The sequence below is a fragment of the Streptomyces sp. FH025 genome, from assembly GCF_017427025.1.
In the GTDB taxonomy this organism is placed as follows: Bacteria; Actinomycetota; Actinomycetes; order Streptomycetales; family Streptomycetaceae; genus Kitasatospora.
Window position 1 is genome coordinate 1 of the sequence record NZ_JAFLNG010000028.1, and the last position, 26,825, is coordinate 26,825.

The 26,825-nt window shown below is 72.5% G+C and carries 23 protein-coding genes; 9 read left to right on the plus strand and 14 right to left on the minus strand.

Features of this window, described 5'->3' with window-relative positions; translation table 11 throughout:
* Positions 1 to 2,952: AAA family ATPase (locus tag J0670_RS03770; protein ID WP_207809561.1), on the minus strand; the 2,952-nt coding region annotated here is incomplete at its 3' end.
* 334 nt (positions 2,953 to 3,286) lie between these two features.
* On the opposite strand from J0670_RS03770, the gene J0670_RS03775 reads away from it, so the two are divergent.
* The 3 genes from J0670_RS03775 (at position 3,287) to J0670_RS03785 (ending at position 6,562) form a co-directional block, all read left to right on the plus strand.
* Positions 3,287 to 4,234, plus strand: coding sequence for a terpene cyclase (locus J0670_RS03775; RefSeq protein WP_207809564.1), 948 nt, complete (start codon positions 3,287 to 3,289; stop codon positions 4,232 to 4,234).
* Positions 4,235 to 4,490: 256 nt separating this feature from the next.
* Positions 4,491 to 6,014, plus strand: a complete 1,524-nt coding sequence (locus J0670_RS03780; protein WP_207809565.1) for an aldehyde dehydrogenase family protein — start codon at positions 4,491 to 4,493, stop codon at positions 6,012 to 6,014.
* Positions 6,015 to 6,238: 224 nt separating this feature from the next.
* The gene (locus J0670_RS03785) at positions 6,239 to 6,562 is read left to right on the plus strand and encodes a nuclear transport factor 2 family protein (RefSeq protein WP_207809567.1); all 324 of its coding nucleotides are present in this window, start codon (positions 6,239 to 6,241) and stop codon (positions 6,560 to 6,562) included.
* 40 nt (positions 6,563 to 6,602) lie between these two features.
* Here the strand turns inward: J0670_RS03785 and J0670_RS03790 are convergent, their stop codons facing one another.
* Complete coding sequence (locus tag J0670_RS03790; RefSeq protein WP_243436495.1) at positions 6,603 to 7,838, minus strand: serine hydrolase domain-containing protein; 1,236 nt, start codon at positions 7,836 to 7,838, stop codon at positions 6,603 to 6,605.
* Between the two features lie 83 nt (positions 7,839 to 7,921).
* Between J0670_RS03790 and J0670_RS03795 the strand changes: the two genes are divergently transcribed.
* From J0670_RS03795 to J0670_RS03805, 3 genes are all read left to right on the plus strand, one after another.
* Positions 7,922 to 8,443, plus strand: a complete 522-nt coding sequence (locus J0670_RS03795; protein ID WP_207809569.1) for an NUDIX hydrolase — start codon at positions 7,922 to 7,924, stop codon at positions 8,441 to 8,443.
* Positions 8,444 to 8,588: 145 nt separating this feature from the next.
* The gene (locus tag J0670_RS03800; protein WP_374223061.1) at positions 8,589 to 9,404 is read left to right on the plus strand and encodes a TetR/AcrR family transcriptional regulator; all 816 of its coding nucleotides are present in this window, start codon (positions 8,589 to 8,591) and stop codon (positions 9,402 to 9,404) included.
* 149 nt (positions 9,405 to 9,553) lie between these two features.
* Positions 9,554 to 11,098, plus strand: a complete 1,545-nt coding sequence (locus J0670_RS03805; RefSeq protein ID WP_207809571.1) for a hypothetical protein — start codon at positions 9,554 to 9,556, stop codon at positions 11,096 to 11,098.
* A 167-nt stretch (positions 11,099 to 11,265) separates the two neighbouring features.
* Here J0670_RS03805 and J0670_RS03810 read toward each other — a convergent pair whose 3' ends face one another.
* The 11 genes from J0670_RS03810 to J0670_RS03860 form a co-directional block, all read right to left on the minus strand.
* Positions 11,266 to 12,006 (minus strand): spermidine synthase, encoded by a 741-nt coding sequence (locus tag J0670_RS03810; RefSeq protein ID WP_207809573.1) that lies wholly within the window; start codon positions 12,004 to 12,006, stop codon positions 11,266 to 11,268.
* 93 nt (positions 12,007 to 12,099) lie between these two features.
* Positions 12,100 to 13,161: a putative sulfate exporter family transporter gene (locus J0670_RS03815; RefSeq protein ID WP_207809575.1), complete on the minus strand. Its 1,062-nt coding sequence runs from the start codon at positions 13,159 to 13,161 to the stop codon at positions 12,100 to 12,102.
* Between the two features lie 8 nt (positions 13,162 to 13,169).
* Entirely contained in the window at positions 13,170 to 13,751 is a 582-nt protein-coding gene (locus tag J0670_RS03820) for a cysteine dioxygenase family protein (protein WP_207809577.1), read from the minus strand.
* Positions 13,752 to 13,854: 103 nt separating this feature from the next.
* On the minus strand, positions 13,855 to 14,760 hold the full coding sequence (locus J0670_RS03825; protein ID WP_207809599.1) for a LysR family transcriptional regulator: 906 nt from the start codon (positions 14,758 to 14,760) through the stop codon (positions 13,855 to 13,857).
* 142 nt (positions 14,761 to 14,902) lie between these two features.
* A complete protein-coding gene (locus tag J0670_RS03830; protein ID WP_207809580.1) occupies positions 14,903 to 15,772 on the minus strand; it encodes an amino acid ABC transporter permease in 870 nt (289 codons plus the stop codon).
* On the minus strand, positions 15,769 to 16,413 hold the full coding sequence (locus J0670_RS03835; RefSeq protein WP_207809581.1) for an amino acid ABC transporter permease: 645 nt from the start codon (positions 16,411 to 16,413) through the stop codon (positions 15,769 to 15,771). The genes J0670_RS03830 and J0670_RS03835 overlap by 4 nt, the downstream gene beginning before the upstream one ends.
* 12 nt (positions 16,414 to 16,425) lie before the next feature.
* On the minus strand, positions 16,426 to 17,349 hold the full coding sequence (locus J0670_RS03840; RefSeq protein ID WP_307806368.1) for a glutamate ABC transporter substrate-binding protein: 924 nt from the start codon (positions 17,347 to 17,349) through the stop codon (positions 16,426 to 16,428).
* A 9-nt stretch (positions 17,350 to 17,358) separates the two neighbouring features.
* Positions 17,359 to 18,087 carry an amino acid ABC transporter ATP-binding protein gene (locus J0670_RS03845; RefSeq protein WP_279382940.1) on the minus strand — a complete coding sequence of 243 codons (729 nt, stop codon included), beginning with the start codon at positions 18,085 to 18,087 and terminating at the stop codon, positions 17,359 to 17,361.
* A 47-nt stretch (positions 18,088 to 18,134) separates the two neighbouring features.
* On the minus strand, positions 18,135 to 18,380 hold the full coding sequence (locus tag J0670_RS03850; RefSeq protein ID WP_207809583.1) for a LapA family protein: 246 nt from the start codon (positions 18,378 to 18,380) through the stop codon (positions 18,135 to 18,137).
* 136 nt (positions 18,381 to 18,516) lie between these two features.
* Positions 18,517 to 20,289: an ABC transporter ATP-binding protein gene (locus tag J0670_RS03855; RefSeq protein ID WP_207809585.1), complete on the minus strand. Its 1,773-nt coding sequence runs from the start codon at positions 20,287 to 20,289 to the stop codon at positions 18,517 to 18,519.
* 43 nt (positions 20,290 to 20,332) lie between these two features.
* The gene (locus J0670_RS03860; protein ID WP_207809587.1) at positions 20,333 to 22,120 is read right to left on the minus strand and encodes an ABC transporter ATP-binding protein; all 1,788 of its coding nucleotides are present in this window, start codon (positions 22,118 to 22,120) and stop codon (positions 20,333 to 20,335) included.
* A gap of 496 nt (positions 22,121 to 22,616) precedes the next feature.
* Between J0670_RS03860 and J0670_RS03865 the strand changes: the two genes are divergently transcribed.
* Positions 22,617 to 23,480 carry an aldo/keto reductase gene (locus J0670_RS03865; protein ID WP_207809589.1) on the plus strand — a complete coding sequence of 288 codons (864 nt, stop codon included), beginning with the start codon at positions 22,617 to 22,619 and terminating at the stop codon, positions 23,478 to 23,480.
* Positions 23,481 to 23,767: 287 nt separating this feature from the next.
* Here J0670_RS03865 and J0670_RS38895 read toward each other — a convergent pair whose 3' ends face one another.
* A complete protein-coding gene (locus J0670_RS38895; RefSeq protein WP_307806369.1) occupies positions 23,768 to 24,634 on the minus strand; it encodes a MarR family winged helix-turn-helix transcriptional regulator in 867 nt (288 codons plus the stop codon).
* A 405-nt stretch (positions 24,635 to 25,039) separates the two neighbouring features.
* On the opposite strand from J0670_RS38895, the gene fabG reads away from it, so the two are divergent.
* Both fabG and J0670_RS03885 read left to right on the plus strand, forming a co-directional pair.
* Positions 25,040 to 25,807 (plus strand): 3-oxoacyl-ACP reductase FabG, encoded by a 768-nt coding sequence (gene fabG / locus J0670_RS03880; protein ID WP_207809591.1) that lies wholly within the window; start codon positions 25,040 to 25,042, stop codon positions 25,805 to 25,807.
* A gap of 232 nt (positions 25,808 to 26,039) precedes the next feature.
* A partial coding sequence (locus J0670_RS03885; RefSeq protein ID WP_307806370.1) for a phosphatase PAP2 family protein occupies positions 26,040 to 26,825 on the plus strand: 786 nt, incomplete at its 3' end.

The following is a 26,825-nucleotide window of genomic DNA, read 5'->3' on the forward strand; positions in this document are numbered from 1 at the left end:
CGCCGCCAGGCCGTCCGGCCCGCTGCCCGCCTTGCGGTAGACCGCCGCCAGCCGTCGGTTGACCAGGTTCAGCTGCACGCCCAGCTCCTCGGCGATCCGCTGCGGCGGCACGCCCCGCGCCGCCCGCTTGGCGACCTCCCACTCGGGCCCGCTGAGCGTGTCCCGGAAGTCGCCGAGCCCCAGCCCCAGCCGGTTGGGCCGCAGGCCGTAGTTGGCCAGCTCCCGCCGGGCCTGGTCGACGAGCCCCTCGGCCGAGCAGTGCTGGGCCAGCTCGATGCCCTGGTACAGGTACTCCTGGGCGTCCTCCAGCCGGCCGACCCGGCGCAGCGCGGCCCCCAGGTCGACCAGCGCGACGGCGTGCTCGTACCCGGCCGGTGACTGCCCGAGGTGCGTCACGGCCTGCTCCAGCAGTTCGACCGCCTGCTGGCCGTCCGCGATCTGGGCCTGTAGCCGCAGCGCGGCGCCGATCGCCGAGGCGGTGCCGAAGGCGCGCGCGTCCTGGACGGCCTTCTGGGCGTACTCACGGGCGCGCTCGGGCTCGTCCGCGGCGATCGCGATGGCCAGGTATCCGGCCCAGGGCGCCCAGACCGTGTTGTGCCAGCCGCGCACCTCCAGCTGGGCGCCGGCGTCGGTGAGCGCGGCGGCCGCACCGGCGTACCGCTTCTTGGCGACCAGCAGCTTGCCGTACAGCGAGGCCGCGTCCGGCAGCACCATCGCGGTCGCGTGGTACGGCGGGTGGAAGCCGAACTCGTTGGCCAGCTGCCAGGCCTCCTCGACCCGGCCGCGGGCGATCAGGGTGTCCACCAGCACGCCGACGGCGTCCCAGGCCAGCGGCAGCTTGGTCCCGATCCGCTCGGAGATGCGGTACGCCCGGCGCAGGAAGTCCTCGGCCTCGGCGAGCAGGCCGCGGCGGAACCGGGCCAGGCCCATCAGGAAGTAGGCGAAGCCCCGGTGGGCACCGCTCCAACCGGCCACCTCGAACTGGATGATGGCGTCCGCGGCCAGCCGCTCGGCCTGGGCGATGCGGTCGTTGTAGATGTACGTGAGGCCGAGCATCGAGGGCAGTTCGAAGCCCCAGGTCGTGTCGGTCCAGCCGAGGCCCTTGGGCAGTCGGCCGCCGTCGAGCACGTCGTCGGCGAGGCTCAGCGCCTCGGCGGAGGGGCGCCCGCGCAGGGTGAGATCCCAGGCGCGCATCGCCAGGACGGCCCGGTCGGCGGCCTCGCGGCCGGTCAGGTCGTGGCACAGCCGCTCGAGTTCGGCGGAGCGGCCCGGCCCGTTCTCCTCGGACTTGCGGAAGGCGTGCCACATGAACGACGCGGCCCTCAGCCGGGTCCGGCCGGCCGGGTCGGCGGTCTGCTCGGCCTCCTCCTGGCAGACCACGGCCGCCTCGCGCAGTTCACCGCTGTGGGCCAGCACTTCGGAGAGCCGGAAGGTGGCGTCGACCCGCAGGCCGGGACGCAGCGGTCCCTCGTCCGGGTCAAGGGCGAGCTTGAGCTGGTTGACGGTGGCGCCCGGGTCGGTGAGCAGGGCGGAGCAGCCGAGCTCGTACAGCACCTCGGCGCGGATGTCGTCGGAGGGCGGTTCGTTGAGCGCGCGGTGGAGACAGCGCTGGGCGGCCTCGGGGGCACCGATCAGCAGGTGCTCGGTGGCGGCGCGGCGCAGCTTGCGGACGGTGCGGTCGTCACCCTCGCCGAAGTGGGTCTCGACCAGGTGGCGGGAGGCGGCGAGCAGCCCCAGTCCGGCGTTCTCGATCTCGGCGGCGGCGACGCCGTGCATGCCGGTTCGGGTGGCCTCCGGCATGGTCTTGTAGATGGAGGTCGCGATCAGCGGGTGGACGAATTCCAGGTTGCCGTTGGGGGTCTGGGTCAGTACGCGCTGTTTGCGCAGCTGCTTGATGGAGTCGCGGGCGCCCTCGACGCTCTGGGCGCAGATCCGGGTGGCGAGGTCGATCCGGATGTCGGTGCCCAGCATCGCGCAGGCCCAGGCGAAGCGCAGGGTGCTGGAGCCCAGCCGGTCCAGCCAGGTCTTGAGGGTCATTCCGGCCGCGTCGACGGCGAGTTCGCGCAGTTGCCGGGAGTTCTCCTCGACCGGTTCCAGCTCCTGGTCGCGGACCTGGTCGAGCAGGGCCACGGCCTCGAAGGGGTTGCCGTTGACGACGTTCCAGAACTCGTAGCAGAAGGCGTCCTCGACGCGGTCGCCGAGTTCGTCGCGGATCATGTCGGTGACGGAGACCAGCGAGAGCCGGTTGAGTTCGTGCTTGCGGGTGGCGAGGTTGAGGACGGCCGCGCGGTGCTTCTGGATCTCGGGCTGCCAGTCGCTCTCGTCGTCCCGGAACGCGAAGACCAGCAGGACGGGCAGTTCGCGGGAGCGGACGGCGAACTGGGTGAGCCAGGTGAGGGATTCCTGGTCGGACCAGTGCAGGTCGTCGACGATCATCACCATCGGGGCGCGGCGCGGCGCGAGCTGGGTGAGGACGTAGTCGAGGCCGTCGCGCACGCCCTGCGGGTCGAGCCGACGGGCGCCCGCCTTGGGCTGCTTGAGGCCCATGGCCGGTCCGACGACCTCCTCCCACGTGCCCATGACCTGGCGGAACTCGTCGGGTTCCAGCCTGGTCAGGGCGGGTTGGAGGAGCTGACGCAGCACGTGGTACGGCTCCTTGAACTGCTGCTCGCCGCCGCGCGCGAACAGCACGGTGGCGCCCTCGCGCAGACTGGCGATCCGTCGGACCTCGTGCAGCAGACTCGTCTTGCCGATGCCGGGGCGGCCGGAGAAGGCGAGCAGTTCGCCGATCTCGGTTCCGCCTGCGGCGAATTCGCGGCAGAGGCGGTCGACGGCCGCCTCCACGGAGCGCAGTTCGGCGTCGCGGTCGCGCAGTCTGACCCGGGGCGCGCCACTGTCACCGCCGTGGCCGGAACCGGTTCCCGCCCGAAGTTCGTTGTCCTGATCGGTCACCGTCGTGCCTCCGCCTCGCCCGCTGGCAGCACGGCTCGGCCACTGTGTGGGAGCCGCTCCATCACTGTTCGTGGAGCCGAGGTTAGCGCCGCGTGCGGCTCGCTGTGCGACATTCGCGCAGCCCGGGGCGGACGGCGAGGGTTCGGACCCCTTGCCAAGGGCAATTGCCCTATATCCCTAACGTCCGATCATTACATCAGATACCCTTCGGCCTTCGAGGCACAGATGATCTTGCCTGACCCCACCCTCGCCGTCCGGGCCTCGCCGCGTCAACTCCCCCACATACCAGTGTTCGAACACAAGCGCCCCCACCCTCCGCTGCACCGGGAGTCCGATGTCTGACGACACCTCACTTCAGATCCCGTTCCCGCACCGCCGCAGTCCGCACGGCCCGTACGCGACCGGGCTGCACCGGGACTGGCTCATCCGCCACCCACTGCTCCCCGACGCCGACCATCCCGGTTACGCCCACTGGGAGGTCGTCGACCTCGCCGCGCTCGGGTACCCGGACGCCGGCCCGGACGAACTCGCCCTGGCCGCAGACCTGATGGGGTTCTACTTCCTCTTCGACGACGTGTTCGACGGCCCGCTCGGCCGCCGTCCCGCCGAGGTCGCGCCGATCTGCGAACGGCTGATCGCCGTCCTGCACGGAGCCCGCCCCGATCCGGGCTCCGCTGTCGAGACCGCCTTCGCCGACCTGTGGGAACGCAGCGTGCGCGGCATGCCCGCCCGCTGGCAGGCCCGCGCCGCCTACAACTGGGAGTACTATCTGGCCAGTCACCCCGCCGAGGCGGCCGGCCGGATCTCCAGCCGCCCGCCGGACCGCGACGGCTACCTGGAGCTCAGGCGGGGCACCGCGGCGATGGAGACCATCTTCGACATGGTCGAACGACTCGGCCAGTTCGAGGTCCCCGCCGCCGTCATGCACCACCCCGTGCTGCGCCAACTCCGCCAGCTGGCGGCCGACATCCCCTCGCTCAGCAACGACGTGCGGTCCTTCCCGCTGGAGGCCCCGCGCGGCGACGTCAACAACCTGGTGATGATCGTCCAGCGCGAACGCCACTGCACGGCCGAGGAGGCCTGCGCGGCCGTCCTGGCCGAGGCCCAGCTGATGATCGAGCGCTGCGCCGAGCTGCGCGACCGACTCCCGGACGTCTACCGCGAGTTGGGCCTGTCCAGGATCGAACGCACGATCGCCCGGCGCTACGCCGACGGGCTGATCACCTGGCTGGCCGGCTACCTGAGCTGGGAGGCCCGCACCGGCCGGTACCACGCGGTCTGACGAGCCCGACCCGCCGCGCCGCCCCTCCCGGGAGGCGGCCGGAGGGAGCACCCTCCGTACGAGTCGCCCGTACGGACCGTAGCCGCGCCCCGCGCCCGACGGCTATCGTGCTCAACGACGGGCGCCCGGCGGGGCGCCGTCCGATTGCGTGTCCGCACCCTCCGCCGGACCACCCCCCGACCGGGTGGTCCGGCGCGCCGCCTCCGGCCCGATCGGCTCCGGGCGGTGCCCCCGACGCAGCGAGGAGACACAGAGCATGACGGTCTACCAGCCCCCCGGCGCGCCCGGCAGCATCGTCACCTACCGCTCCCGGTACGACCACTGGATCGGCGGCGAGTGGACGCCTCCGGTGCGCGGCGAGTACTTCGGCGACCCGACCCCGGTCACCGGCGAAGTGTTCACCGAGGTCGCCCGGGGCACCGCCGAGGACATCGAGGCGGCCCTGGACGCGGCCCACGCCGCCGCCCCCGCCTGGGGCCGCACCCCGGCCACCGAGCGGGCCCAGGTACTGCTGCGGCTCGCCGACCGGATGGAGGCCAACCTCGAACAGCTGGCCGTCGCGGAGAGTTGGGAGAACGGCAAGCCGGTGCGCGAGACGCTGGCCGCCGACGTCCCTCTCGCGGTCGACCACCTGCGCTACTTCGCCGGTGCGCTGCGCGCCCAGGAGGGCGGCGTGTCCCAGCTGGACGAGGACACCGTGGCGTACCACTTCCACGAGCCGCTGGGCGTGGTCGGCCAGATCATCCCGTGGAACTTCCCGATCCTGATGGCGATCTGGAAGCTCGCCCCGGCGCTCGCGGCCGGCAACGCCGTGGTGCTCAAGCCCGCCGAGCAGACCCCGGCCTCGGTGCTGCTGCTCGCCGAGCTGACCGCCGACCTGCTGCCGCCCGGGGTGGTCAACATCGTCACCGGCTTCGGCGAGGAGGCGGGCGCCCCGCTCTCCGCCAGCCCCCGGGTCCGCAAGATCGCGTTCACCGGCGAGACCAGCACCGGCCGGCTGATCTCCCGCGCCGCCGCCGACAACCTGATCCCGGTCTCGCTCGAACTCGGCGGCAAGAGCCCCAACGTGTTCTTCGCGGACGTCGCCGCCGCCGACGACGCGTTCTACGACAAGGCCCTCGAAGGCTTCGCGATGTTCGCCCTCAACCAGGGCGAGGTCTGCACCTGCCCCAGCCGCGCGCTGATCGAGGCCCCGGTCTACGAACGCCTGATCGGCGACGGCCTCGCGCGGGTGCGGGCGATGCGCCAGGGCAACCCGCTGGACACCGAGACCCAGGTCGGCGCGCAGGCCAGTGCCGAACAGCTGAAGAAGATCCTCTCCTACTTCGAGATCGGCCAGGCCGAGGGCGCCAAGGTCCTGGTCGGCGGCGAGCGCGCCGACCTCGGCGGCTCGCTGGCCGGCGGGTACTACGTGACGCCGACGGTGTTCGAGGGCGTCAACAGCATGCGGGTCTTCCAGGAGGAGATCTTCGGCCCGGTCGTCTCGGTCACCCGCTTCGACGGCTTCGACGAGGCGGTCACGCTCGCCAACGACACCCAGTACGGGCTCGGCGCCGGCGTGTGGACCCGCGACCTCAACACCGCCTACCGCGCCGGACGCGCCATCCAGGCGGGCCGGGTCTGGACGAACTCCTACCACTCGTACCCGGCTCATGCCGCCTTCGGCGGCTACAAGAACTCGGGCATCGGCCGGGAGACCCACAAGGCGCTGCTGGAGCACTACCAGCAGACCAAGAACCTGCTGGTCAGCTACTCCCCCGACGCGGTCGGCTTCTTCTAGGGCGTCGGAGCGGTCGGAGCACCGGAGTAGTGGAGCGGGAGGCCTGGTCCGGCCTCCCGCTCCATCGCCACTCCCCGTGGCGGGCCTTCGGGGTGAATCGCCTGTTCCGGGATCCAAGCACACGAATCCCGCAATCTTCCCGACGCGCCGCCGACATGCCCGGACGGCCCCCGCGAACGCCGTAGACAGGACTCCCCAATCCCTCACCCCTCCGGGAGTCCCGCGTGACCATCGCCCCCGCCAAACTCACCGACCCGGCCGTCCGCACCTTCGTCACCGCGATCAACGCCGGCGACCGCGACGCCTTCCTGGCCGTCCTGACCGAGGACGCGACCATGTCCGACGACGGCTCCGACCGCGAGCTGCTGCCGTGGATCGACCGGGAGATCTTCGGCCCGAACGGCCGGATCGACGTCCAGACCGAATCCTCCGGCGGCCATGCGCTGGTCGCCAACTTCACCAACGAGACCTGGGGCGAGATGCGCACCGCCTGGCGCTTCACCGTCGAGCACGGACGGATCAGCCGCTTCGAGACCGGCCAGGCCTGACGGACGGATCCCGAAGCGGACGACCGGACTTGACGCCGGATCAGGAACGGTCCAGGCACTCCCGCACCGCACGGATCAGGTTCCGCGAGCGGACGTCCCCGGTGACGCCCGGCTGCATGCCGTTGGTCACGTACCCGAAGCCCAGCCCGAGCTCCGGGTCGGCGAAGCCCAGCGAGCCGCCCCGGCCCGGGTGGCCGAAGCTCGCCGGAGAGGCCATCGGCGCGGTCGGGCCGTGCCGCCAGAAGCCCAGGCCGAAGGTCGAGTTGACGATCAGCACCCGGTCCGGGCCGCTCACCGCCGGCGCCACCGCGCGGGCCAGCACCTCCGGACCGAGCAGCGGCGGGAGCAGGGCGCCGGAGCCGTCCGGGCGCTCGGCCGCACCGATCAGCGCCGCGTAGAACCGGGCCACCGAGCGGGCGGTGCCGATGCCGCCCGCGCCGGGGATCTCAGCGGCCTGCACCGCCGGGTCGTTGAGGTCCACCCCGGGGCGCACCGAGGCGAAGGAGCGGGCGGTCAGCGAGGACGGGTCCTGGTAGGCGTCCCGGACGGCCTGCTTGGGCCGCAGCCGCAGCCCGCTCGGGCCGGTCCGGGCCGCCTCCGGGGCGGGCAGGTCGACCAGCTTGCCGACCCGGGGCGCGGCACCGGCCGGCAGGCCGATCCACAGGTCGAGCCCGAGCGGCCGGGCGATCTCCTCGGCGAAGTACTGTCCTATCGTCCGACCGCTCACCCGCCGGACCACCTCACCGACCAGCCAGCCGAAGGTGTACGGGTGGTAACCGTGCGCGGTGCCCGGCTCCCAGGCCGGCTCCTGAGCGGCCACCGCGGCGACCGCGCGCTCCCACGTCAGCACGTCCTCCAGGCGCAGCGGCACGTCCAGCGCGGGCACCCCGGCCTGGTGCGACAGCAGCCAGCTCACCGGCACCCCGCCCTTGCCGGCCGCCGCGAACTCGGGCCAGTACGAGGCCGTCGGCGCGTCCAGGTCGAGCAGGCCGCGCTCGACCAGCAGCAGCGCGGTGGCCGCGGTCAGGCCCTTGGTCACCGAGCGCAGCACCTGGGCGGTGTCCGCCGTCCACGGCACCGCGGGCGCGGGCCGCCCGCCGACCTCCGGCCGGGCGTCACCGCCCCACAGGTCCACCACCTTGCGGCCGCGCACGTACAGCGCGAAGGCCGCGCCCAGCTCGCCGTACACGGCGAAGTTCCGCGCGAAGGCCTCCCGTACGGGCTCGAACCCCTCGGCCGTCTCGCCCCAGATCTCCACCACAGCGTGCCGTCCCAACCTGTTCCGGATCGTCTCTCCGCCCGCGTTCGAACCCCGTGGAATCCGTTCGAACCGGGCCCGGAAACCCTAACCTGTCCGTCATGACCAACCCTGCCGAAGAGTTGCTGGACGTCGTCGACGAGAACGACCGGGTGATCGGGACCGCGCTGCGCGGGGAGGTGTACCGGCGGGGGCTGACCCACCGCTGCGTCTTCATCCTGGTCCGCGACCCGGCCGGGCGGATCTTCGTCCACCGCCGCACCGACACCAAGCTGTTCGCCCCCGGCGCGTACGACATGTTCGTCGGCGGCGTGGTCGGCTCCGGCGAGACCTACGCCGAGGCCGCCGTCCGCGAGGCCGAGGAGGAGCTCGGTGTCCGGGGCATCGCCCCGCGCCCGCTCTTCAGGTTCCTCTTCCGGGAGGACCGGCTGTCCTGGTGGTGCGACATGTACGAAGCCGACTGGGACGGCCCGGTCGACCCTCAGGAGTCCGAGGTCGCCTGGCACGCCTGGCTCACCCCGGCCGAACTCGCCGAACGCCTCGACCGCGACACCTTCGTCCCCGACGGCCGCGAGGCCTACCGCCGCTACCTGGAGCGTCACGTCGAGCGACCGCTGCCTTGAGCAATCCGCCGCATGGGCCCCCGGACGGCCGCCGGATAGGGTGGCGCGCATGGCCTCCCGCACGCCGTCTCCGATGACCGACCGCCCGACCCGGAACGCCGCCGCACCCGACCGGGGGGCGGCCGGTGAGCGGCCGCGCCGACGGCTGAGCGTGGACGAGCGGCGCGAACAGCTGATCGCCGTGGCGCTGGAGCTGTTCAGCCGCCGGCCGCCGGAGGAGGTGTCGATCGACGACATCGCCGCCGCCGCAGGCGCCTCCCGGCCGCTGGTGTACCACTACTTCCCGGGCAAGCAGGCGCTGTACGAGGAGTCGCTGCGCCGGGCCGGGCGGGAGCTGTCGGCCCGCTTCGAGGAGCCCATGGAGGGGCCGCTGTCGGAGCGGCTGTACCGGGTGATGGGCCGCTACCTGGACTTCGTGCAGAGCCACGGGCCGGGCTTCGCCGCGCTGCTGCGGGGCGGCTCGGTGGCGGCCAGCGCGGGCACCTCGGCGGTGATCGACGAGGTGCGCCGGGCCGCGCACGACCAGATCCTGACCCACCTGGCGATCCCCGCGCCGAGTCCCGGGCTGCGGCTCACCGTGCGGGCCTGGATCGCCAACGCCGAGATCACCTCGCTGGAGTGGCTGGCCGACCGCTCGGTGCCACTGGAGGAACTGCAACTGCACCTGGTGCAGGAGTTCGTCGCGGCGCTCACCCTCACCGCGGCCCGGGAGCCGGCGCTCGCCGTCGAGCTGTCGTCCTTCCTCGCGGACGAGAGCCCCGACGGGCCGACCGGGCGGCTGATCCAGGACCTCGCCGGGTTGTTCGCCGTCCCCGGCATCCCCGAGGCCGTCACCGCGCTCGCCACCGGGGGGCTCGCCGAAGGAGCCGCCGAAGAACCCGCCGCAGGAGCCCCCGACGGACCCACCGGGGTACCCGTCGAGGGACCCGCCGAGGGCCCCGGCACGGCCTCCGACGAGTGACCATCGACTGATCATCGGGTGATCCTGCGGTTCGGCCTGGACGGTGGGCTCTGATAGGAATGGGCGGGGATCTGACGGCACGCCGCCCGGGCGGGCCGGTCCCACCCGAACCACCGACGGCAGACGCAGCAGAGCGGGGGGCTCACCAGTTGACCCAGGACGTCCAGTTCAGCGCGGAGGCCAACCCCTTCGCGGCGGCCGAGCAGGTCTGCGCGACCCTCGGTTCGCTCACCGACGCCCTCTTCGACGAGCACACCTCGCGCCACCCGGCGGCCTCACTGAGCGCCCCGCGCGCGGCCGAACACCCCGCCGCCGAGGCGCTGTTCGGCCTGCCGCTGGCGCCCAACGGTCCTGTGCACACGGCCCTCGACCGGCTCGGCACGGTGCTCACCGCCGGAACGGCCCGCCCCGGCACCGGAGCCCGGGTCGCCGACCGGGTGACCACCGCGCTGCAGCACCGCTACGGCGGCGGCGCGGTGCGCGGCGCCATCGCCGACCGGGGCACCACCTCGGCCGCGCTGTTCCAGCTGCCGGTCACCGGTGAGTTCGCCGACGCCAAGCTGCGCCCGCCGTTCGCCCCGGCGCTGGCCGCGCTGGCGGCCGGGCAGCAGACCCGGCAGCCGGTCGAACTGGCGACCGGCGCCGGAGCCGAGGTCCGGCTCGTCATCCCGCCGGGCTTCCACCCGCTGACCTCCCCGGGCGGGCCCGCAGGGGCTTCCGCCCGTACCGTGCCGGCCCTTCCGGGCGCCGGTGACGGGACCGGCCGGACCGACGGGGCCGACCGCGCGACCGTCGCGGCGGCCGCCGAACTGACCGGGCACCTCGCCGAGGTGGCCGAGGAACTGTTCAGCGCCACCGGCCCGGAGCCGCGGCGCGACTTCGCGGTCATCTCCGCGACCCTGTCCGACCTGATCCGGGACGCCGGAGTCCGCTACGCGGGCGTCTGCGCGCTGGAACTCGACGGACGCGCCTCGGACGCGACCCTGGTCATCTCGCTCGCCCGGCACCCGCTGCCGATCACCGCCCTCGCCACCGAACTGGCCACCGTACGGCGGCACGCCGAGGTGTGGACGGTGCTGCTGCCGGCCGGACCGGCCGCCGTCCTGGTCGAGGGGCGAACCGTCCCGGTGCCCGGACCGCTGGCCGCCGACGGACAGCGGCGCTGGGTGGTCACCTCTGCCGTGCAGGCCTTCGTGCCGCTGCCGGACGGCGGGACGGTGCTGTGCGCCCAGCTGTCCACGGCGCGGCCGGAGGGCTGGGGGCTGTACACGGAGGCCTTCGCGGAGCTGCTGAAGAGCATCCAGTTCGGCTGGGACGGCGAGCCGGTCGCCGCGCCCGTCGCCCCGGCGGTCGCTCCCGTCACGGTGGACGAGCCGGTGGTCGCGGCGGAGGAGGTGCCGGAGCAGGTACCGGAGGAACAGCCGGTGCACCTGCGCGGCACGCCGGTGCGGGTGCCGCCCGCGGACTTCAACCCCTTCGCGCCGGTCGCGGCGGAAGCGGCGGGCGCGGCCGAGGGGCCGACGGAGGCCGAGGCCGGTACGGCGGGCGGGGAACGGCCGAAGGGCACCCCCGTGATGATCCCGCCGCCGGACTTCAACCCCTTCGCCATGGCGGACCTGCCGTCGTCGCCTGCGGACGAGTCGGAGGCGGAGCCCGAGACTGACGCGGAGCCGGAGCACCGGCCGTTCGGCTGAGGGCCCACGGTCGACGGCTGACGGTCGGATGGCTGACGGTCGGATGGCTGACGGTCGGCAGCGGACAGCGAACAACGAACAGATTTCAGATTTCGTTCGCTGAAATCTGAAATCTGAAATCTGTCAGTTGTCCGCTGTTACGTCCGTCCGACCAGCCCGACGCCGGCTCAGCCGCGCCGCGCCAGGTGCACCACGTCCGGCACACCCCGGCTGACCGGCACCTCATGGGTGACCACATCGGCGAACCCCGCCACCCTCAGCGCCTCCTCGAAGGCCGTCGAGGGCTGCGCACTCCACACCGCCAGCACCCCGCCCGGCTGCAGCCGGTGCCACAGCACCGCGAGCCCGTCCGCGCCGTAGAGCCCGTCGTTGGATTCGGTGACGGTCCAGTCCGGACCGTTGTCGATGTCCAGGCACAGCGCGTCGTACCGCTCGCCGTCCGTCGCCGCGAGGTACTCCAGCAGGTCGGTGTGGAGCACCTCGACCCGCTCGTCGTCCAGCGCACCGCCGGAGAAGGCTCCGAGCGGGCCGTTGCGGTGCCAGTCGATGATCGCGCTCTCGCGTTCGACGATGGCGATCCGCCCCCAGCGCGGCTCGGCCGCCGCATACGCCAGCGAGAAGCCGACCCCGAGCCCGCCGATCAGCACCGAGGGCCCGGACGTCCCCGAGGCCCCGGCCACACCGCCGCCGCCCGTACCGCCGCCGGTACGCTCCAGCTCGTCCAGCGCCGCCTGGATCAGCAGCCGCTCGGAGCGCCCGTCGGCCGTGTCCATCAGGAAGCAGCCGTTGGCGATGATCTCGTAGTGCCGTCCACGCCGCCGCAGCACCACCTCGCCGAACGGTCCCTCCCGTCGGTCAAGCGTGACGACGTCCTCGTGGTCGTCCCGTTCGGGCAGTGCGGTGGTCATGCGCTCTCCTCCGCGGACTCGGCTGCGGGACCGCCCCGGTGCGGACGATCACCCGCCAGACAATAGCCGAGTTCGCACCGGAGCCCGGAGCCGTCAGGTGGTGAGCAGCACCCCCGCGTAGGAGACGCCCGCGACGACCACCCAGGAGCCGAGCCCGAGCAGGGCGATCCGCCCGCCGGTGCGGACCATGGTCGGCAGGTGCACCGCGCTGCCGAGGCCGAACAGAGCGGCCGCCAGCAGCAGTTCCTGCGCGTTCCCGGCCAGCGTGAGCGCCCGCTCGGGCAGCACCCCGGTGGTCCGCAGGGCGATCATCGCGAGGAACCCGGCGACGAACAGCGGCAGGATCGCCGGCCGGCTGCCGCTCGGGCTCACGCCATCGCCCGTCCCGGCGGCCCCGCGCGCGTTCCGCCGCACCATCACGGCGACGCCCGCGACCAGCGGTGCCAACAGCGCCACCCGCATCAGCTTGACCAGCACGGCCTCGCGCAGCGCCCCGGCCCCGCCGGTCTGGGCGGTGGCGACCACCTGCCCGACGTCGTGCACGCTCGCGCCGACCCAGCGGCCGAACCCCACCTCGTCGAGCCCGAGCGGGTGCTGGAGCAGCGGCAGCACGGCGATCGCCAGCGTCCCGCACAGGGTGACCAGCGCGACCGAGGAGGCGACGTCCTCCTCCTCGCTGCCGGCCGCCTGGCTGACCGCGCCGATCGCCGACGCCCCGCAGATCGAGTACCCGGTGGCGACGAGCAGCGGCTGGTCCCCGGGCAGCCCGAGCCGCCGGCCCAGCCACATCGTCCCGGCGAAGGTGGCCGCGACCACCGTGAGCACCATCGCGACCGTGGCCCAGCCGAGGCCGAGCACGTCGTCCAGGCTGAGTTTGAGCCCGAGGAGCACGATCCCGAGGCGCATCAGCCGCTTCCCGGCCATCGACAGCCCCGGCCGGGCGACGCCGCGGACCACGGGGCGCAGCCCGGGCAGGTGGGCCGCCGCCATGCCGAGCACGACGGCGGCGGTGAGCTCGGGCACGGCGGGGACGGCCGCGTGGACGGCGATCGCGGCGGCCACCCCGGCGGCCGCGAGCAGCAGTCCGGGGGCGTCCCCGCGCAGCGGCGGCAGTGAGCGGGTGGGGGCGGTGCGCTGACGGAGGGAGAGTGCCACGCCGCCGCTCACCGTTCCTGCTCGGCGGGCAGCCGGTAGACCCGCCGGATGCTGGTGCCGAGCCGCGAGACGTCCGCGCCGTACACGTGGATGGAGATGGCGGTGCCACCGCAGCCGTTGCGCACCAGGTGGATGTCGCCGGGCGGGGCGAAGGCGGCGACGGTCCCGGCCGGACCCGCCACGTGCTCGGTCTCGACCAGCCGGGAGCCGCGCCCCTCGGAGACCAGCCGGTAGCGGGTCTCGCTCTCCTGGCCCTGGTGGACGCCGGCCACGCACCAGGAGACGTGGTCGTGGATCGGGGTCCGCTGTCCGGGCAACCAGACCAGGGAGACGACGGAGAAGCCGCCGTCCTCCTCGGCGTGCAGGACGTGCTGGCGGTAGCGCCGAGGGTCGCCCTCGCGCTGGGCGGGGGTGAGCAGCGCGTCGGGCCCGTCGCCTTCGACGAGCAGGTGCGGGGCAAGGCGCTCGCCGACCAGGTACGCGGTCAGCTCCGGAGGCAGCCCGCGGTCGACGACGGCACGGATCTCACTGATCAGCGCGGTCATCCGCTCGGTGAGCCGTTCACTGCCGACCGTGGCTGGGGGTCTCATGCGAGCAGGTTCGGACGGGCCGACCCATCACGTCCAAGGAGGGTTCGTAAGCACTATCCCCGCTAGCACTTATGGGTCGGCGCTTACGGGCCGCCCGTGCGGCTCAGCACCCGACCCGACTCGCCGCCGCCTGCCGCAGGTGGTCCAGCACCAGGCCGGTGGCCGGGATCCGCCGGTGCTCGCGCAGCACGTACGCGCTCACCTGTCGGCGCAGGTGCGGTTCGGCGGCCCGCCCGGTGACCTTGCGGTGGCACATGAAGGAGAGCACCAGCGCGGGCATCAGCGCGATCCCGACCCCGGCGGCGACCAGGCTCTGCACGGCGAGGTTGTCGTCGGTGGAGAACACGATGTCGGGCGCGAAGCCCTCCTCCGCGCAGACGTGCAGCAGGTTGGCCCGGCAGCGCGGACAGCCGGCGATCCAGCGCTCGCCGTGGAGGTCGGCCAGCCGTACGGCGTGCCGGCGACCGAGCGGGTGCCCGACCGGCAGCAGCACGGTGAGCAGGTCCTCCATGAGCGGGATCTCGTCCAGGCCCTCCGGCACCTCGGTCGTTCCACCCGGGTAGCGGAAGGACAGCGCGATGTCGCACTCCCCGCGCAGCAGCCGCTGGACGGAGTCCGGCGGTTCGGCCTCCAGCAGCTCGACCCGTACGCCCGGGTGCTCGGCGAGCAGCCGGGCCATCGCCTGGGGTATCAGGGTGGCGTTGGCGCTGGGGAAGGCGCAGACCCGTACCCGCCCGGCGCGCAGTCGGGCGAGTGCGGCGAGCTGTTGCTGGGCGGCGGACATGCTGCCGAGGATCAGCTCGGCGTGCCGGGAGAGCGCCTCACCGGCCTCGGTGAGCCGCAGGCCGCGCCCGGCGCGACTGAACAGCGGGACGCCGACGGTGCGTTCGAGGGCCTTCATCTGCTGGGTGACGGCGGGCTGGGTGTAGCCGAGTTCGCGGGCGGCCGCCGAGTAGGAGCCGGCCCGGACGACACGGTGGAACGTCCTGATGTGCCGCGAGTCGAACACCGGTTCCATGACCCCTCCGCCCGGTCGCCCCGTTCCGGACCGCTGTGTCGCGGCCCCGCCAACCCTCGCAATCATAAGAGGAAATTGGAGGATAAGGCCCCTACCCCATCGACACCTATGGTTCAGCGGAGAACCAGGCCCCTCACTGCTGCGCCGAGGGCGGCAGGCCCATGGCCACCTCGGCCTTCATCACCGGCGCCCCGCCGCGCATGCTCGGGCTTCGCCGACTGCGCCGCTCGACCCAGCGGGCGAGCCAGGACAGCAGCAGACACATGCCGATGTAGATCGGCGCGATCACCATCACCACCGGGATGAACGGCAGGTCGTAGTCCAGGTTGGTGGCGATCAGCTTGCCCGCGTGCAGGAACTCCTCGTAGGTGATCAGGAACCCCAGCGAGGTGTCCTTGAGCGCCACCACCAGCTGGCTGATGATGGCCGGCAGCATCGCCCGGCAGGCCTGCGGCACCAGCACGTACGTCATCACCTGGGTCTTGCGCATCCCGAGCGCGTACGCCGCCTCGCGCTGCCCCTTGGGCACCGCGAGCACGCCGGCCCGGAACACCTCGGCCAGCACCGAGCCGTTGTAGAGCACCAGTCCGGTCACCAGCGCCCACAGCGGCTGCACCCTGATGGCGACGAAGACGAAGAAGATCATCACCAGCAGTGGCATGGCCCGGAAGAACTCCACCACCAGGGTGGCGAGCCAGCGCACCACCCGGTGGTCGGACAGCCGCCCGGCCGCGAACAGCGCGCCGAAGGGCAGCGCGAACAGCACCGTCCAGCCGAAGGCCCGCAGGGTGTTGCCCAGCCCGCGCAGCAGCAGTTCCTGCACGCCCCGGTACTGGAAGGGCTCCCACTTCGCGGCGGTGAACTGGTGGGTGTGGAACAGCATGTAGACGACCCAGCCGAGCAGCCCCGCGATCAGCAGCAGCGCGATCCAGCCGTACGTCCGGTGCCGGGCGAGCGCCTTCGGGCCGGGGATGTCGTACAGCGCCGAGGATTCAACGGTCATCGGGACACCGCCACTCGTCGTTCCAACAGGTTGAAGACGGCGCTGATGGCCAGCGTGATGATCAGGTAGCCGACGGCGATCCAGACGAAGGTCCAGATGATGCTGTAGCCCAGCTCGTTGATGGTCCGGTAGGTGCCCAGCAGCTCGGTGACGCTGAACGAACCGGCGATCGCCGTGTTCTTCGCCAGCGCGATCATCACACTGCCGATCGGCGCCACCACCGAGCGGTACGCCTGCGGCAGCACCACCAGGCTCATCGTCTGCCCGAAGCTCATGCCCAGGCTGCGGGCCGCCTCGCCCTGCCCGGCCGGCACGGTGTTGATGCCCGAGCGCATCGACTCGCAGACGAAGGCCGAGGTGTAGCAGCCGAGCGCCAGCACCGCGAAGGTGTGGAAGGGCAGCGTGATGTTGAACCTGGGCAGGCCCAGCACCACGATGAAGAACAGCAGGGTCAGCGGCGTGTTGCGCAGCACCGTCACCCACAGCGTCCCGAACACCCTCAGCGGCCGGACCGGCGAGACCCGGAAGCCCGCGATCAGCACGCCCAGCACCAGCGACAGCACGGCGCTCACCGCGAACAGCGAGAGCGTGCCGAGGAACCCGTCCCAGTAGGTCGACCAGTTGTCGGTCAGCGTTTTCACGGCGCGGCCCTCTCAGTACCGGACGATCGGCGGCGGGGTCGGAGCGGGCTCCCCGGAAAGCCCGAGGGTCGCCTCGAAGGCCCTCTTCCAGTCACCGTTCCGCTCGTGGTACTCCAGCGCGTCGTTGATCGCCTCGCGCAGCACGGTGTCGTTCTTCGGAACGCCGATCCCGTAGGGCTCGACGGAGAACGGCGGCCCGACCACCTTGAGCTCGTCCGGCACCTTGGCCGCGTAGCCGAGCAGGATCGCGTTGTCCGTGGTGACGGCGTCGACCTGGTTGGTGATCAGGTTGTCCACGCAGGCCGAGTAGGTGTCGTAGCCGATCAGCTTCGCCTTCGGGTACTGCGACTGGATCCGCTGGTACGGGGTCGAGCCGGCCGCCGAGCAGACCTTCTTGCCGTCCAGGTCCTGCGGCCCGTGGATGCTGTTGTCGTTCTTGCGCACCAGCAGCGACTGCCCGGCGATGAAGTACGGCCCGGCGAAGCCGACCAGCTTCTTCCGGTTGTCGTTGATGGTGTACGTGCCGACGTAGAAGTCCACCTGGCCGTTCTGCAGCGCGGTCTCGCGGTTGGCCGAGGCGATGGTCTTGAACTGGATCCGCTCCGGCGGGAAGCCCAGGGAGGCGCCGACCATCTTGGCGATCTCGATGTCGAAGCCGGAGTACACGCCGGTGGCCGGGTTCTTCTGGCCCAGGTACGGCTGGTCCTCCTTGGCGCCGACCACCAGGTGGCCCCGACTGCGGGCGGCGTCCAGGGTCGGCGAGCCGGTGATCGAGGAGGCGTCCTGCACCTGGTAGGTGGGCAGGGCGCTGGGCTGCGGGCCCTTGGGCGGCGGGGTGCCGGGCTTGCCGCAGCCGCTCGCCAGGGCGGCGAGCAGCAGGACGGCGGCGAGCAGGCGCTTGCGGGTCCGCGCGGTGGGCGTCGTCTGACGGGTCACGGCGCCGCCTCAGTGCTTCAGGATCTTGGACAGGAAGTCCCGGGCGCGCTCGCTCTCGGGGGCGCTGAAGAACTCCTCCGGGGCGCGGTCCTCGACGATCCGTCCGTCGGCCATGAACACCACCCGGTTCGCCGACGCCCGGGCGAAACCCATCTCGTGGGTGACCACGACCATCGTCATGCCCTCGCTCGCGAGCTGGCGCATGACGTCCAGCACCTCGTTGATCATCTCGGGGTCGAGTGCCGAGGTCGGCTCGTCGAACAGGAGCGCCTTGGGGTCCATCGCCAGCGCGCGGGCGATCGCGACCCGCTGCTGCTGGCCGCCGGAGAGCTGGGCCGGGTACTTGTCGGCCTGCGTCGCGAGGCCCACCCGTTCCAGCAGCGAGCGGGACTTGGCGTCCGCCTCCGCCTTCGGGCGGCCGCGGACCTTGATCTGGGCGAGCGAGACGTTCTGCAGCACGGTCCTGTGCGCGAACAGGTTGAAGGACTGGAACACCATGCCGACCTCGGCGCGCAGCCTGGCCAGCCCCTTGCCCTCCGCGGGCAGCGGCTGGCCGTCGATCAGGATGGTGCCCCGCTCGATCGGCTCCAGCCGGTTGATCGCCCGGCACAGCGTGGACTTGCCGGAGCCGGAGGGGCCGATGATCACGACGACCTCGCCGCGGCCGACCGTCAGCTCGATGTTCCGCAGCACGTGCAGGTCGCCGAAGTGTTTGTCGACCCCGCGCATCTCGATCAACGGGGTGAAGGCCGAGGGGCCGGCGGGGGCCGGCCCGGGAGCGGCGGTCACCGGCCGCGCCGCCCCTTCAGCAACCAACCCAGCACCACACCGGCGATCAGGGTGGTCAGCAGCGAGATCCAGAGCGGCGCGGTGACGGTGAACACCCAGAACTGGATCTTGACCCTGTCGAGGTTGGCGAACAGGAACCACACCGCGAGGATCACGATCACGCCGATCCCGATGTACCGGGTGGGGATCCCGCCGATCTCGCTGCGCTGGGGTCGGGACGAGCCGTCTGAAATCTTGGTCACCGGAGCAGTCTGCTGTCCGAGCGGCCGATTTGCCCGGTTACGCGCCCTTACGTGCAGCGGAGTAACCCGTACGGGTCAATCCAGCCCCGTACGGGTTTACCGATCTTCGCCCCTGGCGCTCCGCGACCCCGCCCCGTTACCCCTCGTCCCGCCAGGAGCGCCAGAGCGCCGCGTACGGGCCGCCGGCCGCGACCAGCTCCGGATGGCTGCCGTACTCGCTGATCCGCCCGCCCTCGACCACCGCGATCACATCCGCGTCGTGCGCGGTGTGCAACCGGTGGGCGATCGCGATGACCGTGCGGCCCTCCAGCACCCGGGAGAGCGAGCGCTCCAGGTTCCGGGCGGCGCGCGGGTCCAGCAGCGAGGTGGCCTCGTCCAGCACCAGGGTGTGCGGGTCGGCCAGTACCAGCCGGGCCAGGGCCAACTGCTGGGCCTGCGGCGGGGTCAACGTGGCGCCGCCCGAGCCGACCTCGGTGTCCAGGCCCTCCGGCAGGGCGTCCACCCAGGCCCCGGCGTCCACCGCGTCCAACGCGGACCGCAGCTCGGTGTCGTCCGCTTCGGGCGCGGCCAGCCGCAGGTTGTCCCGCAGGGTGCCGACGAACACGTGGTGCTCCTGGTTGACCAGGGCGACCTCCGCGCGCACCCGCTCGGCGGGCATCCGGGACAGCGCCGCCCCGCCGAGGGTGACGCTGCCCCGGCCGGGCGCGTAGATCCCGGCCAGCAGTCGCCCGAGGGTGGACTTGCCCGCCCCGGACGGCCCGACCAGCGCGACCCGGCTGCCCGGGGCGACGTCCAGGCTGATGCCGTGCAGCACGTCCGCGCCCTCGCGGTAGCCGAAGCGGACCTCCCGGGCCTCGACCCGGCGGCCGTCCGGGCGGGCGGACTCGTCCCCCTCATGCTCCGGCACCTCGCGCACACCGACCAGCCTGGCCAGTGAGGCCTGCCCGATCTGCAGCTCGTCGTACCAGCGCAGGATCAGGTCCACCGGGCCGATCAGCATCTGCGCGTACAGCACGCCGGTGGTCAACTGACCGACGGTGATCCAACCCTTGAGGGTGAGCAGGCCGCCGACCATCAGGGTGGTCAGCACCGCCAGGGTGTAGACCGCGTCGATGGTCGGGAACCAGACCGAGCGCAGCCACAGGGTGTAACGCTCCCAGGCCAGCCACTCACGCAGCTTGCGGTCGGTCAGCCGGACCCGCTCCTCGCCCAGCCGCAGCGCCTCGACCGTCCGCCCGGCGTCCACCGTCTCGGCCAGCACATTGCTCACGGCGGCGTACCCGGCCGCCTCGTTGCGGTAGGACTGCGGCGCGCGCCGGAAGTACCAGCGGGAAGTGGCCAGCAGCAGCGGCAGCCCGACCAGCGAGCTCAGCGCCAGCAGCGGCGAGGTGACCAGCAGGGCGCCGAGCACCATCAGCAGGGACACCACGGCGACGGCCAGTTCGGGCACCGCCTCGCGCACCGACTTGTCCAGCCGGTCGATGTCGGTGGTGCCCCGGGAGACGAGGTCCCCGGTGCCGGCCCGCTCCAGCACGCCGGTCGGCAGCGCGACCGAGCGGACCAGGAAGTCCTCGCGCAGGTCGGCCAGCACCCGCTCACCGAGCACCGCGCCGCGCATCCGCGACCAGCCGGTGAAGGCGGCCTGCGCCACCAGCGCCAGCAGGTACCAGCCGATCGCCACCGCGATGCCGGCCCCGGCGGTGCCGGTGGCCAGCGACTCGACCAGGTTGCCGAGCACCCAGGGCCCGACCAGCCCGGCCAGGGTGGCCCCCGAGTGCAGCGCCACCACCGCGGAGAACCCGCGCCGGTGCCGCCGCCCGAGCAGCCACAGGTACGCGCGCACGGCGGCCGGGGAACCGACCGGCAGGGTGGTGGCCGGCCCCTGCTCCTGTTGGACGGGGGGCTTCATGACGTACTCCTCGGGTGCGTGGCAGGGCGGTTGGCGACGGTGCTCATACGGCCTCACCCACCGGCTGGGCGGCGTCCTCACCCCGGATGACCACCGCCCGGTAGGTCGGCTCGGTGCGCATCAGCTCGCGGTGCCGGCCGGCCGCGGCCACCCGGCCGTCCCGCAGCAGCACCACCCGGTCGGCCTGGTCGAGCAGCAGCGGGCTGGTCGCGAACACCACGGTGGTGCGTCCCGCCCGGGTGTCCCGCAGCCCGGTGGCGATCCGGGACTCGGTGTGGGCGTCCACGGCGCTGGTCGGCTCGTCCAGCACCAGGACCGGCGGATCCGCCAGCAGCGCGCGGGCCAGGGCGAGCCGCTGGCGCTGCCCGCCGGAGAGCGAGCGGCCGCGTTCGGTGATCCGCGCACGCATCGGGTCGCCCCCGCAGTCCGGCGAGCCGTCCGCCAACGCCTCCAGCACGTCCTCGGAGCGGGCGGCGGCCAGTGCCTCGGCCGCCGAGACCCGGCCCGATGACGGGATGTCCAGCAGTTCGGCCAACGTTCCGGAGAGCAGCACCGGTTCCTTGTCGTGGACCAGCACCGCTGCCCTGGCATCGGCCAGCGGCACCGCGTCCAACTCCGTGCCGCCGAGCCGGACGGAGGGCTGCTCCGCCTCGCCCTCGGCGAGCGGGACGTGCCCGCCGAGCCGCTCGGCGAGCGCCCCGGCGAAGTCCGGGTCCCCGCAGACCACCGCGGTCAGCTCGCCGGCCCGGGCCGTCAGCCCGGTCCGCGGGTCGTACAGATCGGACTTGCCCGGCCTGACCAGTACGGCCTCGGCCGTGCCGCTGGTCCGGGTGAGCGAGAGCACCCGCACGGCCCGCCCGGCCGAGACCCGGGCGACGCTCCAGGCGTGCGCCGCCTCGCCCAGGATCCGCAGCGGCGCGGCCAGGAAGGCCGTCGCGCCGTACACCGCGATCAGGGTGCCCACGGCGAGCTCGCCGGAGACCGCCAGCCGGGCGCCGTACCACGTCACCGCGACCACGAACAGCCCGGGCAGCAGCACCTGTTGAGCCTGCATCAGCGACCAGAGCCGGGCCGAGCGTACCGCCGCCGCCCGGACCTTCTGGGAGGCCTCCCGGTACCGGTCCAGGAACAGCTCCTCGCCGCCGATGCCGCGCAGCACCCGCAGTCCGGCCACCGTGTCGGCGGCCAGCTCGGTGGCCTTGCCGCCGAGTGCGCGCTGCTTCTCGTACCGCCGCTCGAACGGCCCGATCAGCGGCCAGACCGAGGCGGCCAGCACCGGGACGCCGAGCAGCACACCGATGCCGAGCACCGGTTCGACCACCAGCACCACCGAACTGACGGCCAGCCAGACGATCACCGCCGCCCGGACCCTGGCGACCAGTTCGACGTACCAGCCGATCCGTTCGACGTCCCCGCTGCCGACCGCGACCACCTCGCCGGTGGCGATCCTCCGGGACAGCCCGGCCCCGAGGTGCGAGGCCTGACCGGCCACCAACTGCCGTACGTGGCAGGCCGCATGGATCCAGTTCCAGACCGCCTGCCGGTGCAGCATCACGGCGCCGAGCGCGGCCGCCGCGGACAGCAGCAGCGCCAGCGCGCCGGCCCGCCAGATCCCGGCGGCCTCGCCGTCGACGGCGGCCTGCACGCCGTGGCCGAGCGCCACCGGCATCGCGGCCTGGGCGCCCATCTCCACCAGGGCCCAGCAGGTGGCGAGCACCTGCCCGCGCCGCTGGGCGCGCTGCAGCCAGCGCAGGAAGGCCATGGGCGAGGAGAGATCCGGACGGCCGGGGTCGGCCAACGGCAACGGGGTGAGCAGAGGGAAGAGCGGCATGACACTCCGATGGGGAGGCTGCGGGGAGGCGCAGAGGTGCGGGGAGGGTGCGAAGGTGCGGCGGCGCATTCGGGCACGGGCCGTACGGAGAGGCGGCCCGGCTCACGCGACAGGGCGCGGGCGGCGGCCGCACGGCACGACGGCGGCGCGGCGGCGGTGTGTCCGGAGGAGGTGCCGGACGGACACGGGAAGGGCACGAAGGGCCCGGATCTCAGGAGGTCATGACCGCGAGCCTGCCAAGCCGACTGTGATCCGCGCAACAGGTTTTTCGCCGGCCCGCCGGCTCAGGGCGGATCCGCCGACCCATCACCCGCCGGCACCGGCTCGCCGCCGACGCCCCACCAGCCGTCAGGGCCCGCCGGGTGCCGTCACGACACGCCCCGGCAGGAGTTCGCCGAGGTTCGCCCGAGATTCCCCCGAACGGCGGGAACAATCGCTCCGGGGCCCCGGTTGGCCCCACCGGTACCAGTGAACGACCAGGAGGGCATCCCTTCCCGTGAGCAACATCCCCAGCGTCACCCTGAACGACGGCGCCCAGATCCCCCAGCTCGGCTTCGGCGTGTGGCAGGTTCCGGACAGCGAGGCCACCCCCGCCGTCCGCACCGCGATCGAGGCGGGCTACCGCTCGATCGACACCGCGGCGATCTACGAGAACGAGGCCGGCACCGGCCAGGCGATCCGCGAGGCGCTGGCGGGCGGCCTCGCCCGCGAGGACCTCTACGTCACCACCAAGCTGTGGAACTCCGGCACCCGCGACTGGTCCGGCGAGCAGGGCCGCGACGCGGTGCTGCGCGAGTTCGACGCCTCGCTGGCCAAGCTCGGCCTGGAGTACATCGACCTCTACCTGATCCACTGGCCGCGCCCGATGCACGGCAGCTACCTGAACGTCTGGAAGGCCCTCGAACAGCTGAAGGCTGACGGCCGGGTCCGGTCGATCGGCGTCTCCAACTTCGGCCAGGAGCAGCTGACCCGCCTGGTCGACGAGGCCGAGGTCGTCCCGGTGCTGAACCAGGTCGAGCTGCACCCGTACTTCCCGCAGGAGGAGCTGCGCTCCTTCCACGCCCGGCACGGCATCGCCACCGAGGCGTGGAGCCCGCTGGGCCAGGGCGGGGAGCTGCTCGCCGAGCCGGCCCTGGTGAGGACCGCCGAGAAGCACGGCCGCACGGTCGCCCAGGTGGTGCTCCGCTGGCACCTGCAGAACGGCGTGATCGCCATCCCGAAGTCGGTCACCCCGTCCCGCATCCGGGAGAACCTGGACGTCACCGGCTTCGAGCTGGACGCCGAGGACCTCGCGGCGATCGCCACGGTCGCCACCGGCAAGCGGATCGGTCCCGACCCGCAGGAGTTCGACTGGAACTGAGGTCGGGCGTCGGGGCGTCGGCGATCACGATCCGACGCCCCTGACCATCACTCATATCGAAGTACCGCCCGCCCCACTCAGGGGCGGGCGGTGCTTCGGCGTGCACGGATTCGCCGAGCCGACAGCCACGGCTCTACAACCGCGGCCTTGCGTCGACGCCCCGCATCCACGGGTCTCGCACCAACAAGTCCCGCACCAACAGGCCCTACATCAACAGCCTTGCGCCAACCGCCGTAGCCCTCAAGAGCTTTGGCGAATCGTTTTGGCTGAAGTTACCAAGGCTTGAGCTAAAGCCTGGCCGCCTTGGCGATGAGCGCGAGTGCGGCCTCGTGCTCCTCCTCCGGCAGCGGGGCGAGCAGCAGCCGCTGGACTTCGGCCACACCCGCGGCCGAGCGGTGCAGCAGGTCCTGGCCCGCGGGTGAGAGCGAGAGCAGGTTGCGCCGCCCGTCCGAGGGGTCACGCCGGCGCTGCACCAGACCGCGGCGCACCAGTCGGCTGACCATCTCGGCCATCGTGGCCTTGTCCAGCGAGGCCAGCTCGCCGACCGTGCGCTGGTCCGCGCCCGGTTCCAGCTCCAGGGCGTCCAGCACCGCGTACTGCGGGGCCGTCAGCTCCGCGCCGACGTGCTCCGACCAGAGCTTGGTGTGCACCTGCTGGCCGACCCTGATCAGGTAGCCGATCGCCCGCTGGGCGTCCAGTATCGGACGCGCGTCCGAGAAGACCGCGACCGCGGCGGGCTCCAGCCTGGCTATCTTGGCCATCACCCGGACGATCTCGATCTGCTCCTCCGGCGTGAGCGGCTCGAAGAGCACGCGCTGCACGCGGACCACACCACCGGTGGCCTCGCGCACCGCCTGGGCGCCGCTCTGCGAGAGAGCGAGCAGCTTGCGCCGGCCGTCGGCCGGGTCGCGCCTTCGCAGCACCAGGCCGCGGCGGACCAGCCGCGCGACCATCTCGGCCATCGTGGCCTTGTCGAGCGAGGCACGCTCGCCGACGGTCCGCTGGTCCGCACCCGGTTCCAGGGCGAGCACCAGCAGGACAGCGAACTGCGGAGCCGTGAGATCGGCTCCGACGTGTTCGGACCACAGCCGGGTGTGAACCTGCTGTGCAACACGAATGAGGTGGCCGGGCGACTGTTGCAGTCGCGCGGACACGCGGGTTGTCGGGATCTCCCCCAGCACCATGTATCCGTCCCGATGTCACACCCGGTGTGTGTGGGACACCCGGGTGGGGCAGTAACGGCGAGTGGGCGTCCAGCTATGAGGGAGGGCGCTCCAGCCGTGCAGCCGGTGGCTGCTGGCGGACACTATACAAACGGCTGGCCCTTGCTGGCAGGCAGGGGCGGATAGTAGACGCAGGTTCGGCAACATTGGCATATTTAGTCGCTGCGACGCCCTTGCAGTAACCCGTTCTCAGCAGAAAGCCGACCGGTCGGTCCTTACCGACCGTCACCTGCGTCTCTCCACCCTGGCCGCCCCCACTACCCGCCGGTAGGGTGTGGCCACCCTCTCCGGGGGCGCTCTCCCCCGGAGGCAACCCCGAGAGAGACGAGAGCCAGCATGACCGACCAGAACACCGCCCCTCGGGTCGCCGTCGTCACCGGCGCCGCCCGCGGCCTGGGCGCCGCCACCGCCCTCCGACTGGCCTCCGACGGCTACGCGGTCGCCGTCCTGGACCTGGACGAGGCGGCCTGCAAGGACACCGTCGACCGGATCACGGCCGCCGGCGGCCGGGCGCTGGCCGTCGGCGCCGACGTCTCGGACGCCGGGCAGGTCCAGACCGCCGTCGACCGCGTGGCCGCGGAGCTCGGCGCCCCCGTCGTGCTGGTCAACAACGCGGGCGTACTGCGCGACAACCTCCTCTTCAAGATGTCCGAGTCCGACTGGGACACGGTCATGAACGTGCACCTGCGCGGCGCCTTCCTGATGACCCGCGCGGTGCAGAAGTACATGGTCGACGCCGGTTTCGGCCGCATCGTCAACCTGTCCTCCTCCTCCGCCCAGGGCAACCGCGGCCAGGCCAACTACTCGGCGGCCAAGGCCGGGCTGCAGGGCTTCACCAAGACTTTGGCCATCGAGCTGGGCAAGTTCGGCATCACCGCCAACGCCGTCGCCCCCGGCTTCATTGCCACGGACATGACAGCAGCGACCGCGGCCCGAGTCGGCATGGACTTCGAAGACTTCAAGCGGGCCGCGGCCTCCCAGATCCCGGTCCAGCGGGTCGGACAGCCTGAGGACGTCGCCCACACCATCTCGTTCCTCGCCAGCGAGGGCTCCGGCTTCGTCTCCGGACAGGTGATCTACGTCGCGGGCGGCCCCCTCGACTGAGCACGGAACCTACACAGGGTTACCACGGAGTGGGAAGCCGGGCGCACCGGCTTCCCACTCCTTTCCCTTTACCGGGACTTTTGCAGAATCATTCGAAGACCACACTGACATTCGATCCTGAAATACTGGTAATCACTCCCCGGACCGCCCCGAGGTGACCCAATTGTCGATTTCCCGGGATAATGACAATTACCACCTGAATAGCCCCGGTCTGATGGGTAAGGTCACCCCCGTGCAATCCAGAAGTACCACTGCCCGCTTTCCGCAACGCGAGCCGGAACGCCTCACCGCCGAACCCGTTCGCCGGGAACTCCGGAGCCCCGACCGCACCCCCGATCCGGTCGGCCACCACCTCCGGGAGCCCGGTTGGCCTCCGCTGAGCCGGCGCCGGGCCGCCCTGCTCGCCGCGACCCTCGGCGTCTACCTCCTGGTGCTGGCCGGCGTGCTGCTCAACACCGACCTGGTCGACCTCGACTGGTCGGTCCGCCTGATGCGCCCGTACGAGCGGTGGCCCCGGCTGGAGCCGCTGCTCGACACCTGGGTGATCGCCGGACAGCGCGGACCCAGCGCCATCGCCGCCTTCGCCTGGCTCGCCTGGCGGGCCCACCGGCTCGGCCGGCTGCGCCCGCTGCTGGTCATGGGCGTCGCCCTGCTGCTGCTCAACGTCACGGTCGGCGCGGTCAAGATCGTCACAGGCCGGCTCGGCCCGCACTACGCCCAGTACGTCGGCTCCCCCGAGCTGTTCTCCGGCGGCACCATCTTCCCGTCCGGGCACACCGCGAACGCCGTGGTCACCTGGGGCGTGCTCGCCTACCTGGCCGTCCGCTGGCGGCGAACCGGCGCGGTGATCGCCGCCGCCACCGCCTGCTCGATCGGCCTGACCACCGTCTACCTGGGCACCCACTGGGTCACCGACGTGCTGGCCGGCTGGGCCGCCGGGCTGCTGGTGCTGCTCTCGCTGCCGCTGCTGGAACCACTGGTCACCGCCGCCGAACAACGGCTCGCCCGCCGCTTCGCC

What these genes read in the sequence shown, in the direction of transcription:
- J0670_RS03855 (WP_207809585.1), bottom strand. Translation starts at nt 20,289, where the DNA reads ATGAAGCCCCCCGTCCAACAGGAGCAGGGGCCGGCCACCACCCTGCCG.
- J0670_RS03830 (WP_207809580.1), bottom strand. Translation starts at nt 15,772, where the DNA reads ATGACCGTTGAATCCTCGGCGCTGTACGACATCCCCGGCCCGAAGGCG.
- J0670_RS03860 (WP_207809587.1), bottom strand. Translation starts at nt 22,120, where the DNA reads ATGCCGCTCTTCCCTCTGCTCACCCCGTTGCCGTTGGCCGACCCCGGC.
- J0670_RS03820 (WP_207809577.1), bottom strand. Translation starts at nt 13,751, where the DNA reads ATGAGACCCCCAGCCACGGTCGGCAGTGAACGGCTCACCGAGCGGATG.
- fabG (WP_207809591.1), top strand. Translation starts at nt 25,040, where the DNA reads ATGACCGACCAGAACACCGCCCCTCGGGTCGCCGTCGTCACCGGCGCC.
- J0670_RS03810 (WP_207809573.1), bottom strand. Translation starts at nt 12,006, where the DNA reads ATGACCACCGCACTGCCCGAACGGGACGACCACGAGGACGTCGTCACG.
- J0670_RS03775 (WP_207809564.1), top strand. Translation starts at nt 3,287, where the DNA reads ATGTCTGACGACACCTCACTTCAGATCCCGTTCCCGCACCGCCGCAGT.
- J0670_RS03780 (WP_207809565.1), top strand. Translation starts at nt 4,491, where the DNA reads ATGACGGTCTACCAGCCCCCCGGCGCGCCCGGCAGCATCGTCACCTAC.
- J0670_RS03795 (WP_207809569.1), top strand. Translation starts at nt 7,922, where the DNA reads ATGACCAACCCTGCCGAAGAGTTGCTGGACGTCGTCGACGAGAACGAC.